General features: G+C 34.8%; 12 protein-coding genes. 2 read left to right on the forward strand and 10 right to left on the reverse strand.

Annotated features, from left to right (window positions below):
• Positions 1 to 264: 264 nt before the first annotated feature.
• The 8 genes from QVA17_RS01765 to QVA17_RS01800 form a co-directional block, all read right to left on the reverse strand.
• Positions 265 to 651, reverse strand: coding sequence for a hypothetical protein (locus tag QVA17_RS01765; protein WP_287386045.1), 387 nt, complete (start codon positions 649 to 651; stop codon positions 265 to 267).
• Between the two features lie 70 nt (positions 652 to 721).
• The gene (locus tag QVA17_RS01770) at positions 722 to 1,141 is read right to left on the reverse strand and encodes a hypothetical protein (RefSeq protein ID WP_287386047.1); all 420 of its coding nucleotides are present in this window, start codon (positions 1,139 to 1,141) and stop codon (positions 722 to 724) included.
• A 1,049-nt stretch (positions 1,142 to 2,190) separates the two neighbouring features.
• A complete protein-coding gene (locus QVA17_RS01775; RefSeq protein WP_287386049.1) occupies positions 2,191 to 2,436 on the reverse strand; it encodes a hypothetical protein in 246 nt (81 codons plus the stop codon).
• Between the two features lie 685 nt (positions 2,437 to 3,121).
• Positions 3,122 to 3,430, reverse strand: coding sequence for a hypothetical protein (locus QVA17_RS01780; protein WP_287386051.1), 309 nt, complete (start codon positions 3,428 to 3,430; stop codon positions 3,122 to 3,124).
• A 127-nt stretch (positions 3,431 to 3,557) separates the two neighbouring features.
• Complete coding sequence (locus QVA17_RS01785; protein WP_287386053.1) at positions 3,558 to 5,594, reverse strand: methyl-accepting chemotaxis protein; 2,037 nt, start codon at positions 5,592 to 5,594, stop codon at positions 3,558 to 3,560.
• Between the two features lie 149 nt (positions 5,595 to 5,743).
• Positions 5,744 to 6,835 (reverse strand): GGDEF domain-containing protein, encoded by a 1,092-nt coding sequence (locus tag QVA17_RS01790; protein WP_287386055.1) that lies wholly within the window; start codon positions 6,833 to 6,835, stop codon positions 5,744 to 5,746.
• A 103-nt stretch (positions 6,836 to 6,938) separates the two neighbouring features.
• Entirely contained in the window at positions 6,939 to 8,003 is a 1,065-nt protein-coding gene (locus QVA17_RS01795; RefSeq protein WP_287386058.1) for an NAD(P)H-dependent flavin oxidoreductase, read from the reverse strand.
• Positions 8,004 to 8,160: 157 nt separating this feature from the next.
• The gene (locus QVA17_RS01800) at positions 8,161 to 8,688 is read right to left on the reverse strand and encodes a TetR/AcrR family transcriptional regulator (RefSeq protein ID WP_103952648.1); all 528 of its coding nucleotides are present in this window, start codon (positions 8,686 to 8,688) and stop codon (positions 8,161 to 8,163) included.
• Positions 8,689 to 8,818: 130 nt separating this feature from the next.
• On the opposite strand from QVA17_RS01800, the gene QVA17_RS01805 reads away from it, so the two are divergent.
• Positions 8,819 to 9,646: a DegV family protein gene (locus QVA17_RS01805; RefSeq protein ID WP_034245683.1), complete on the forward strand. Its 828-nt coding sequence runs from the start codon at positions 8,819 to 8,821 to the stop codon at positions 9,644 to 9,646.
• A 144-nt stretch (positions 9,647 to 9,790) separates the two neighbouring features.
• Here QVA17_RS01805 and hcp read toward each other — a convergent pair whose 3' ends face one another.
• Positions 9,791 to 11,425, reverse strand: coding sequence for a hydroxylamine reductase (hcp, locus tag QVA17_RS01810; RefSeq protein ID WP_287386062.1), 1,635 nt, complete (start codon positions 11,423 to 11,425; stop codon positions 9,791 to 9,793).
• Between the two features lie 147 nt (positions 11,426 to 11,572).
• On the opposite strand from hcp, the gene QVA17_RS01815 reads away from it, so the two are divergent.
• Complete coding sequence (locus QVA17_RS01815; protein ID WP_287386064.1) at positions 11,573 to 12,259, forward strand: Crp/Fnr family transcriptional regulator; 687 nt, start codon at positions 11,573 to 11,575, stop codon at positions 12,257 to 12,259.
• 95 nt (positions 12,260 to 12,354) lie between these two features.
• Here QVA17_RS01815 and QVA17_RS01820 read toward each other — a convergent pair whose 3' ends face one another.
• Entirely contained in the window at positions 12,355 to 13,197 is an 843-nt protein-coding gene (locus QVA17_RS01820; RefSeq protein ID WP_287386066.1) for an SDR family oxidoreductase, read from the reverse strand.
• Between the last annotated feature and the right edge of the window lie 6 nt (positions 13,198 to 13,203).

Genomic DNA, 13,203 nt, shown 5'->3' on the forward strand with positions numbered 1-13,203 from the left:
GTCATCTAGATTATATCCTTGCGAAAAATACTTTTTACCCTGATAAACGTATATAACCTCTTCACCATCTAAGAGTTTTTCAACAAAATCGTCAATATTACCATTAATCATAGCTCGGCTCCTTTAAAAAAACTTTTATAGTGTTTGTAAAGCTTCAAATTTTTCAGATTAACACCATCTTCCTCCCCAAAATGAGTCATATCAAATCATTTTAGACAAAAATGCCTACACTGATTATTTGAATCGCTGCGGGTGTTAACGCTCTTACTTATCTTCCATATTCTTAAAAAGATACTTTCCCTTGCCTTTTCCCTTCATTGGATAAATTAAATCCAATTCAAGCATTCTTTTTAATAAAGCAGATGAAGGAGATGCTGTTATTCTAAGAATGTTTTGTACATCTGACCTTCCAAAAAATCTATCATACCCAAATTCACAAAACAGATCTCGAATGTGCTGTTTTGTCTTTGAACTAAGCTCATTCGGTATTCCAATATCCTGTTTTATCTCCTGAATGTCCTGTTTCGAGTTTCCAATGTCCTGTTTTATCCCCTGAATGTCCTGTTTTGCATCTTTCCATCTAACATGAAGATATCTATTTTTCAGTTCATTTTTTTCTCCTAGCAAAAGATTTCTTAAAAATAATTCCAAATACTCTGTTGTTTCCCGAATATTTTTCGTATAAAAGGAAGGAATATAGCGCATTGTCCACATTCCTTTATCATTTTACTACAACCACTTCTCTTTTATACGCCGGTGAATACCCCTCATCCCACTCTTGCAAGAAATCATCATTATCAGAGATTTTATCAATCAAATCATATCCTCTCTGAATTGTTATTTCCTCGGAAAACGGAACTGTATCCTTCTCAAAAGATATCTCGCGACCACCCACTTCGAAAATAATTGCTCTCGTAAGCCAAACCTCATATGCAGGTTCGCCGTTAATCGCCATAGTCTGCTGTTCGTTAACCATCTTTACCGAAGTAATCTCTTCTCCTACAGGTGTAGATACCATTTCAACATTCTTGAACGCCGACTTTATCATTGAATCCTCTGTAACTGATAATTTAGCTACTGCCATATCATCAGTAGTCCCAAAATAATCCACTGTCTCTTGCACATTTGTAAGCGCGTACACTTCATCACCAATATACAATCCGACGATTTGCGTCACGCTATTGGTAAACTCAAAGGTATCGCACTTATACTTAACAAACGACTTTCCAATCCAACTCTGTATCAAATTGGAATCAAATCTCATATCAATTATTTTCATGACACATTATCCTCTCACTTTTCAAAAGTCTCATAAACGAATCTCTCAATTATGCGTGTAGTAATTTTACTTGTTTGGAGGGTATTCGTATCCTCAAATATGTCCCCTTTAGTGTTGGTAGCGCCCAATGGGATTTTTTTATTCGTCAACCCATTCCATTTCCTTTTCACATTCCCAAAAAGTTCTTCCATCAAATAATGGTTCTTTCAAGAATGCATCTAAACTTGCAGGACGATCCAATCCTTTTGCACTCCATAAAACGGATGCTGTGGGTTCCCACTGCTGCAGCTCGAAAATAAAAAACAACCACTTTTCATAGATTACTACTAACGAAAAGTGGTGGTTTATTCTTATTTTACAAATTATTCTTCATAATTTCCAAGTAATTCTCTGGAAAACCAATCAACTCCAAATTAATATCATTTCTGTAAACAATAAAGATGATTTTCTAATGTATCTCTTCCAACACCAACCATATGAGCAATAGCATCTTTTTCTGAATATCTTTTGCTTTCTATCTATCTATCTATGATAATCATACCATGGTCTACTAACTTATCCAATTGTTCATCGAAGGTCAATGGTTTTTTCAAATCCATAAAACCTCTCCTTAACGTAAAAAAGCTGAGCACAAGTCTCAGCTTGGTCCCCAATGTCAAAAAGACTTCGGGCAACTCTGTTACATATAGTATATTCATAAAGCGAAAAAATTGCAATAAATTATATTGTTTTCATCGATAATAATCTACCACATTAAGTCTTAGTAGTCCATTACTACTAAGGATTTCTCCCCACACCTTTGCCTTTATCCTGATTTTTTATTCTCTTTGTCTATGCTTACATTATACCCTCGAATGTAAAAAAAAGACAAACCAGTGATTTGCCTTGTCCAAAACACACCATTATTCTTTTTAATAAATCCAAATATCCTTTTCTGTAATTGACTCCAACATGTGAAGCACAGTGACTCCATCTCGCTCTACTTTTATGAGTTCATCAACAGACTCTACTTCCGTTGTCTCCTGATAAAACTCACAGAATGAAATCACGTTTTTACCGTCAGTCACTCCATACGTTATAGAATACTTTTTTCCATTGAACTTAAATTCTATCTCACGTCCCTCAGAAACATATTCTCTTAATTGATCTAAATTCATTTGTTTTACCTCCATATCTGAACTATCTCTATGCATCTTTCCATTATCGTCATAGGTTATCTTATGCTGATGCGGAACATTAGGATGCATCTTAAGGTATCCTCAAATATTTCCCCTTGAGTGTTGGTAGCGCCCAAGGGGATTTTTTTATTCGTCTACCCATTCTATTTCCTTTTCACATTCCCAGAAAGTTCTTCCATCAAATAATGGTTCTTTTAAAAACGCATCTAAACTTGCAGGACGATCCAATCCTTTTTACATTCCATAAAACGAATGCTGTGGGTTCCCACTGCTGCAGCTCGAAATAATACGTTCCATCATCAAGGAAAAAAAATAGAGCCATATCACATCTCTGCAATACCGCTCCGCAAAAGCACACGCTTTTTCTTTGTGCTTATATTTTATTGCTTTCCGGATCCTCTGTCAATTACCAAGCCGCAATTATTATTTTCAGAAAACCAAAAGCAGATCTAATCATATCAATAACAAGCCCACCGACCCGTGTCATACTCCAGCATATCTTTACCGCTTTTGATGCTTCCCAATGGGGTCATTTATTGGGTCATTTATTGGGTCATCGTGACCCAATAAAATTTTACCGCTAATCTGCATCTCTCGATTATGAAGTTCGTGTTTCTCATTAAGAAGAAAACTTTTCGCAAAGCCTTATACCATGCGGTAGTCTTTATAAACTATCTACATAATCCTTAGCTTCCACAAGACTTACTCCTGTATATTCTCTTACCATTTTAATTGCTTCCACAACTCTACCTGCTCTTTTAAGATTAAGGACCTGTGAATAAGCACTACTGTTTAATCTAATTTTACCACTATTCTGACTAATATCAGACTGATCAATGGGCTTATTTAGATGAACTGTTGAGCTATTTCTATTATGCTTTCCAACTTCGCTTTTAGCTTCGTTATTTAAAAAATTATTATAAACAAAAACAATAATAGCCAATACAACTAAACCGATTAATATATATATCACTGTTCAAACCTCACTTTTTTCTACTATTTTTTCATTCTATCATAGGCAAAATAGAAATTAAAAGCAAGCCGGATTTCTCCGACTTGCCTTTTAAAAGTTAATCATTGAATTTTTATTTTTGAAAATATTACTCAATCGTAAACTGATCTAGCAAGTTATTAATAGACTTAGCCGAATCTGATACTGTGTTAGCTGAATCAGATACACTCTTACTTCTATCAGCAATATCATTAGCTGAAACAACAAGTGTTTCTACAGTAGCTACAACTTCTTCTGAACTTGCTGACTGCTCTTCTGAAATAGCTGCAACATTAGATGCAATATCATTAACATCATTCATAAGAGTAATCATTGACTGCATAATATTAGCGGCATTATCAAGTTCACTAATAATAACAGAGAAGCTCTCTCCTGCCTTCTTAACAGCATTGCTTGATTCTCCAATAGCTTCCATATTATTCTGAGACTTATCAGTAAGCTTATCAACTTCACTTGTAATCTCAGAAATAATCTTTGCAATATCCTGAGCTGCATCCTGGCTATTAGATGCAAGATTACCAATCTCACCCGCTACAACTGCGAAGCCCTTACCAGCTTCGCCAGCTCTTGCTGCCTCAATACTTGCATTAAGTGAAAGAAGATTTGTCTGCTCTGCAATAGAATCAATCATTCTTACGATTTCATTAATCTTATCAGCTGATTCTTTAACCACATTTACAACATCATTCATCTCGCTCATAGACTCTGTAATACGATCCATGTTCTGTTCAACATTTGCCATATCCTTTTGTCCAATATCTGCCTGCTTTACAAGATTTAACATAACTTCATTAGTTTCATTTCCGTTATCTGTTAAATTTGCAATAGACTGAGCAAGGTCTGTGGCATTTTGTGCAAGTTCAGTAACCGCTCTTGAAATACCATCCATAGCCTCTTCAATCTGATTCATAGAAACAGACTGATCACTAGCTTCTTTAGACATGAAGTTTGCTGCATCTTTCGAGGTATCAGACTCATTAAGCAACTGATTTGCTTTACTCATAATATCACTAATGGTATCTCGCATTTTATCTACATAATTGCTCATCTCCGTACTTATCAGGCCAATTTCATCGCCCTTATTTTCTGGCATCTTAGTAGTAAAATCACCGTTAGATACCGAAAGAATACTATCTGTTAAATCACCTACCGGTTTAGCTATAATCCTTCTAATAGCAACTAAAACAATTGCTATAATTAAAGCTAATACTAAAACCATAAGTATAAGTGCTATATTTCTAAAATGTACCGACGCAGCAAGTACATCATCTTCCGCAACAACAGAAACAATTACCCATGGCAAACCTGGAATCGTACACTTTGCCATATATACCTTGTAACCATCATCATGTTCAAGCTCTATTACATCTGTCTGACTATCATCAAAAGCAAATTCCTGTAATTCAGATAAATAATCACTATTAACTGACGAAATCGTTGTACCGTTTAATGAAGAATCAGTATAAGAAAGGAACTGAGTCTCATTAATAACTGCAGATCTACCTGTATCCATAGGTGTAAGTGCTGATACTTCATCATTTAATTCTGTTAAGTATACATCCACCGCCATAACTGCTTTTGTTCCATCATATAAATCAATTCTTCTTGCAAATGTAACGCAAAGGCCACCACTTGATGCCTGATAAGCTTCAGTAACCTCAAATGTATCATTTTCCATACCAAAACTGTACCAATCACGCTGTGTTGGTAACCAACTAGAATCCATAACGGTACCATCTGCATAGATATAAGAATCATCTGGGAAACCAATATAAATACCTGAATTCTTAACAGGTTGATAATTTACAGAAGGCTCTACATACTCTTTAATTGCATCGTGATCTGCAAATTCTACGGTCTCTAGAGTATCTGCATACTGTCCAAATTTAGACATAAGCATTCTAAAAGGCGTGCTTAAAATATTGGCATTCGCATCCGTTTCTGCTTGTAAATCTTTCTTGGACAATTCTAACATTGAAGATGACGCCTGATGATTTAGAAATAGAATAATACCTAGAATACCTACCGTAACAATAGGTAAAATAACAAGTAAAAGTGTAGTACTTATACTTCTTTTTACCTTCTTGCTCTCTCCTAATTTCTTTGTTTCATTTTTTGCATTCATAAAACACTCTCCATTTCACTTAGAAATTATAATCATATTTAGTTGTCACATAATTATCATATTGCTATGATACATTATATTCACATAATATACAAGTTTTCCCTATGTTTTATGAACATTATACAATTATCTCAAATACTAATTTACTATTAATAAATTATTTGATTTCTTCCGTTTTGTTTTGCCTTATAAAGATTAGTATCCGCAAGTTTTATTACCTCAGGAATAGACAAGTTTTCTTCATATTTTGCTACTCCAACTGAGATAGTACATTTAATGGGTTTAGGAGGTTTTTCATCAGTAAATGCAAAAACTGTATTTAAAACCTCATGTCTTATTTTTTCTAATATAATAATAAATTCACTAAATTCTACTTCCCCATCTGCTATTAATAAAAATTCTTCGCCACCCCATCTGCCGGCTTTTATATTATCTGAACTGTTCTTTGTAAGAATAGAGGCAATACCTTTTAACACCATATCCCCTTTGTCATGACCATAACTATCATTAACATTTTTAAAAAAATCAATATCTAACATAGCTACAGAATAACTAGTATTCTCTGCATTATTTCTCTCTAGCTTTACAAGTAAATCATTCATATAATATCTATTGCCCAAGCCCGTTAGCTGATCTGAATCTGCTACATTATGTAAAACTGAATACTTATATTCCATCTGTCTTGTATAAGCAACTGTAAACAATGCAATAGCTCCAAAAGCAGCAAATGCATTACCAATACTTAATACTGTTTTTCCTGTTTTACTTAATTCATTAGTAAAAGGAAATTCAAAATAATGGGTAAATATATATAAAACTACAAATTCAATAAACATAACCATTGTTCGTTCTATTGCATCTTTAACACTATCCTTTTTTGTTCTATCTGGTGTGATATATGGGAATAAATATGAACAAAGCAAAGAAAACAACCAATACTGATATCCACTTTCCCAGCCCAAAATAAGAGTACATAAAAAAATATGTAGCATTATTTCAGAAATGATTAAATGCGAATAAATAATTATATTTTTCTTACTTCCTTTTAAAAGTGGAAAAGCAATTGAATAAAAAAGTATGCTAAAAACATTAATAATGACTATATAATTAAAGCCAGTTAATAACGCCAACACTAAAAAATAAACATGAAAACTCAACAAAAGTATTGTTATTTTTTTATATAGAATTAAATCCTTTTTAAAGGTTTTAATTTCATAAGCATTTGGAGTTCCAAATTCCATATTTCACATCTCCTAGATTTATTATAAGCAAATGTTGTTTTATATTTCTTCTTTTTTTTAACTAGTTAAAATATATCACATAAGCCATAATAAATCTATATATTTACGATTGACAGTCCTTTAATAACTCCTCTACTAAATTATGGACGGATACTATCTCCTTAATCCTAGATACATTTTCACCACAGAAAAATAAACCTTCTTCCTTGTTACCTTCCACCGCAGAAATCAAGGCACGGCTGATACAGTAAGGAATCTTATCTCCCTTAGGACAGGCTGTTAAACAGTTGTTACATTTCTTTGCAAAAAATTTATCTCCCATGTCCAATTTTTTCAAAAGTGGAGTGTAGACAGCTCTTGCTGGCATGCCAACAGGACTCTTAATAATCTTTACGTCCTCTTCCTTTGCCTCCACTAAAACTTCCTTGAAAGCATCTGCTGCATCGCACTCATTTGTTGCAATAAATCTTGTACCGATCTGAACGCCATCAGCTCCGTTTTTTATAGCCTCAGCCATATCTTTTCCAGTAAATACGCCACCGCCAAGGAATACTCTAATCTTTTTCTTAAACTGCTCCTCAAAAGTTTTAACGACCTCAAGGACTTCCTTTAGGATTGTTAGATTGTCCTGGCATGTATCATTTTCTAAATCATCAGCTGAAAAACCTAGATGTCCTCCGGCCTGATGACCTTCAATTACAATAAAATCTGGTACTGAGTTTTCTCTTTTTGCAAAGGTCTTTAAAAGAAGCGCTGCCGCCCTCTTACTTGAAACGATTGGCGCATATAGAGTTTTACTGCCCTTAACTAGTCCTGCTAATTTTAGAGGAAGACCAGCACCTGAAATAATTGCATCAGCTCCTGCTTCAATCGCCGCCTTAACTGTCTCTTCATAATGACTTACAGCCACCATAATATTGACCCCAATAAGGCCCTTGCCACCAGCAATTTCCTTAGCTCTCTTAATGTGATTTTTAAGAGCTCTAAGATTAGCCTCTAAAGGATTTTTGTAAAAATCAGACTCCTTATAGCCAATATTTACCGAGCTAATAACGCCCATGCAGCCTTCCTTTGCCACATTACCTGCAAGCTCAGAAAGGGACACGCCAACGCCCATTCCACCTTGAATAATTCCATGTTCTAGTTTCTTACCATTAATATCCATCATATTTCTCCCTACATTCTAGTCTAGCTTAGATAAAATCCAAGCCAGATATATTTTGTAGAAAATAACAAACAAATTGTATAACTACATTTAATTATTATAAAGTCAAAATATTCAAAGTCAATATTAATTTTGCATTCAAACTAATGTAAATATTTAACTAGTTAATGAAACCTTCAAGAGTAACGGCAATATCCTCTACCTTTTCTTTCTTGCCATTTTCCTCCCACTTTAGGAAACTATTAAGAAGCGCTCCTGCGTAAGAATATAATTTATACATAGAAATACTCTTATCTGGCTTTAAATGATTTATCATAAATTCATTAATGCCTTCAAATAAAACTGAATGTAGTTTATTATCTGCTAGAGTTAAGAAAAACTCTGCATATCTGTCGAAAAAATTAAAGGAAAAGATAATGTGATCATAGTTAAAAAACTTATCCTGTCCTAAATTCTCGCCTTTAACAATATACTCAGAAACCATTAGGCTTAAATAATCCTTAAGCACTGAATATGGTGTTGTGTAATACTTGTAAAAAGTGGTTCTTGATACTCCCGCCTTTTTTACAATGTCTGATATTTTCAAACGAGAAAAGTCTGTAGATTTAAGCAAAATCACTATTGCCTCGCCAATACATTTTCTCGTAAATTCTGATTTCTCGTTAATTTTAATGTTTTTTAATTCCATAATCAATCTCCATCGCCCTAAATGAACAAAAATAGCTATTTTGTAAATTGTACACCCTCGTCGTTTTATTTACAATAATATACGGTTTGAAAAACCACGAGATGACGATTTTACTTAAAGGAGTACGTTTATGATCAAGTTTATTGCCGACTCATCATGTGATACTAGAAAAATTAATGATACCGATATTAATATCGCTTCACTTAGAATATATACTGAGGAAAGAGATTACCTAGACGACGAGAATTTAGACATCCACGAAATGCTTGACTATCTTCTTGCCTACAAGGACAGATCTTATACAGCTTGCCCTTCAACAGAGAGCTGGTTAAATGCCTTTGAGGGCGGAGATGAAATCTATGTTGTAACAATGACTAGCGGTCTTTCAGGCACTTATAACAGCGCTTGTGTTGCAAGAGATTTATATCTTGAGGACCATCCAGACAGCAAGATTTTAATAGTAGACACACTAAGTACAGGCCCTGAGATGCGCCTTATGTTAGAGAAGATTATTGACCTTAAAAAGGCCGGTAAATCTTTTGAGTTTATTGAAAATGAAACAAAGGCCTATCTTTCATCAACTCGCCTTTTCTTCGCTTTCAAATCTCTACATAACCTAGCTCAAAACGGTCGTGTTAATAAAATTGTAGCTTCCCTTATTGGAAAGCTTAACATTAGCATTATTGGTACTGCAAGTAAAGAAGGTACAATCGAGCCTATAGCTAAATCTAGAGGCGTTAAAAATGTATTTTCAAAGCTTATAGAAGAAATGACAAAGGCAGGCTTTGCTGGCGGTAAGGTAAGAATTTGTCATGTAGAAAATGAAGAGCTAGCCTCTGGTTTTGGCGCTGCCCTTAAAAATCTTTTCCCTAATTTGGATATTAACATCTATCCAGCTAGAGGACTTGTAAGTTACTATGCAGAGCGCTATGGCATTGTAATTGCCTGCGAATGCTAATTTTTTGAATAAATTTTACCAACCAGATAATCCTATAATAAATGACTTAGCCGAGGCTAATGTGAATCATCCACATTAACCTCGGCTATTTTTGTTATTGTATTTAAGAATTGTTTGCATTTTAAACAAGCATTCAAATATTTATTATTCGAAAAATGCCTTTAAGTCATCATCTACATTAGTTATTCCTGAAATTCCAAAGTTCTCAACTAGGAAGTTAGTAACATTTTCAGAAAGGAAAGCTGGAAGTGTTGGTCCTAAGTGAATGTTCTTAACTCCAAGGTAAAGTAGGGCAAGTAAGACAATAACTGCCTTCTGCTCGTACCAAGAAATGTTATAAACGATTGGTAAGTCATTAATGTCATCAAGACCAAAGATTTCCTTAAGCTTAAGGGCAATAACTGCAAGAGAGTAAGAATCGTTACACTGACCTGCATCAAGTACTCTTGGTATTCCGTTAATATCACCTAAGTTAAGCTTATTAAACTTATACTTAGCACAACCTGATGTAAGGATAACAACATCCTTAGGAAGCTTCTTAGCAAATTCTGTATAGTATGTTCTTGACTTCATACGTCCATCACAACCTGCCATTACAAGGAACTTTCTAATAGCACCAGACTTAACTGCGTCTACTATCTGGTCTGCTAAAGCAAATACCTGCTCGTGAGCAAATCCACCAACGATAGTTCCTGTCTCGATTTCTGTAGGAGCAGGACAAGTCTTAGCCTGAGCAATGATTTCAGAGAAATCCTTAACCTCGCCGTATTCACCTGGAATGTGCTTACATCCTGGATATCCTGTAGCACCTGTTGTCCATAATCTGTCGATGTAGCTCTCTGATGGTGGTACGATACAGTTTGTAGTCATTAAGATAGGTCCGTTAAATTTCTCAAATTCTTCCTTCTGCTTCCACCATGCATTACCGTAGTTACCGGCAAAGTGAGGGTACTTCTTAAAGGCTGGATAATACTGACCTGCAAGCATTTCTGAATGCGTATAAACATCAACTCCTGTGCCAGCTGTCTGCTCAAGTAACATCGAAAGATCTCTTAAATCATGACCTGAAATTAAGATAGCTGGGTTCTTTCTAACACCAATATCTACCTTAGTAATTTCTGGTGCACCAAATGTTTCATTATGGGCAGCATCAAGAAGAGCCATGCCATCAACACCAAACTTACCTGTCTCCATGCTTAAAGCGATTAAATCCTCAAGGCTTAAGCTGTCATCAAGTGTCTTTGCAAGAGCGCTTTGTAAAAATGCATCAATCTCCTCATTGTCTCTTAAAAGTGCATTAGCGTGCTTAAGATAAGCTGCAAGTCCCTTTAAACCGTAAGTAATAAGCTCTCTCATACTTCTAATATCTTCATCCTTTGTTTCAAGGATGCCAACTGTAACTGCCTTAATAGCGTAATCCTCAGGCTCGCCATTCCATCTAGCGGCCTCGAAAAGATTTTCTTTATTATCTAACTTCTTTAAAAGCTCTTCCTTTAATTCAAGAGTATGCTTAATTCTATCTGTTAATGAGTCCTTATCAAAGTTAGCATTAGTAATTGTTGCAAAGAGGTTCTGAGTAATATAGTGATTAACCTCAATATCAACATCCTTGCCTTCCTTTCTTAGACTTGTTGTTACATTAGAAATCCCCTTAGTAACATATATTAGTAAATCCTGCATTGCTGCTATTTCTGGCTTCTTACCACATACACCTGACACTGTACAGCCTGTACCACATGCTGTTTCCTGACACTGATAACAAAACATATTATTGTCCATAATAAATTCTCCTTTTCTATGTTAATCATCTATAAATCAAAAGGCTTAAGTTGTAATAACTTCTTGCCTTGGCAAACATATAATAGTAAACTTTAATCAAGCAGTATGTGGCAAAAACCACATTTTTCAAATACGGAGAATTATAATATGAATATCAAAGACTTAAATTTATCAGAATTAGCCGCAACTATGCTATTTAAATCTATGTCAGAATTAGAGATAAAAAAATGTCTCATGGAACTAAAAAGTAGCATAAAGCATTATAAGAAAGGCGAATATATTATGCTTGCTGGTGATAGCACTGATTCCATAGGACTTGTACTAACTGGCAGCGTAACTATTGAATCTAATGATATCTGGGGCAACAAAACTATTCTTAGTCACGTTGCCAAAAACGGCTTTTTTGCAGAAACTTATGCCCTAATACCAAAAGAAATAATGCTTGTAGATGTAACGGCTAACGAAGAGTGTTCTATTCTCTTTCTTTGCATTGCTTCTATCTTAAATGATACAAAGCCTGAAGCTTGGAAAGACAAGCTTATAAAAAACACTCTTAGAATTTCTATGCAAAAGAATCTTATGTTATCTAAGCGTAGTTTTCACATTTCCAAAAGAAGCGCTAGGGCAAGAATCCTTTCCTACTTAAATACTGTCGCCCTTCAAAAGAAAACAAAGGAATTTGACATTCCCTTTAACAGACAACAATTAGCAGATTATCTTAATCTTGAAAGAACTAATATGTCTAAAGAACTTTCAAAGATGCAAGCTGAAGGTCTAATTAAATTTAGAAAAAACCATTTTAAACTAAATTCTAAAATTGAAGATACTTTTTAAAAAGAAAAAAAGATAGCACTAAGTCTAGTCTTAGTGCTACCTTTTTAGCTATATTTAAGGAAATTAAAGATATATTATTATGATGCATAAAAGAATTATACACCAGAATAAGCTGCAAAACCTGCATCGATAGGAAGTACAACGCCTGTAATAGCGCTAGCTGCCTTATCGTCACAGAGGAAGAATACACCACCAAGTAATTCTTCGCTATCTACGAAACGGTTCATTGGTGTACCCTTTAAAATCTTCTCAGAACGAGCTGTTGGAGTACCATCTTCATTGAAAAGAAGAGCTCTGTTCTGGTTAGATACTAAGAAACCTGGAGCAATTGCATTGCAACGGATTCCTGTACCTGCAAAGTGTGTAGCAAGCCACTGAGTAAAGTTACTAATAGCTGCCTTAGCACCTGAATATGCAGGGATCTTTGTAAGTGGAGTATAAGCATTCATTGATGAAATGTTAAGAATGCTGCCAGACTTCTTCTCTACCATATCCTTAGCAAAAATCTGAGTTGGGATTAATGTTCCCTGGAAGTTAAGCTTGAATACGAAGTCTACTCCTGATGCATCAAGATCAAAGAAAGTCTTCTGACCTTCCTTAGCTTCATGCTGGTATTCATTATCTGTTGTTGCTCTTGGATTGTTTCCGCCAGCACCATTTACTAAAATATCACAAGGGCCAAAGTCCTTTAAAACTGCCTGATGTACTTCTTCTAACATTTCTGGTTCAAGTACATTTGCCTTATAACCCTTAGCAATAAAACCTTCTGCTGTTAATTCTTCAGCAACCTTCTTAACTGCCTCTTCGTTAAGGTCAAGTAAAGCAACCTTAGCTCCAGCCTGTGCAAATGCTCTTGCCATATCACCGCAAAGAACTCCGCCGGCACCTGTAACAACTACTGTTTTTCCTGTAAAATCAATGTTTAAAGGTAAATTCATAATTAT

It is taken from the genome of Lachnospira sp. (assembly GCF_016290755.1).
Taxonomy (GTDB): Bacteria; Bacillota; Clostridia; order Lachnospirales; family Lachnospiraceae; genus Lachnospira; species Lachnospira multipara.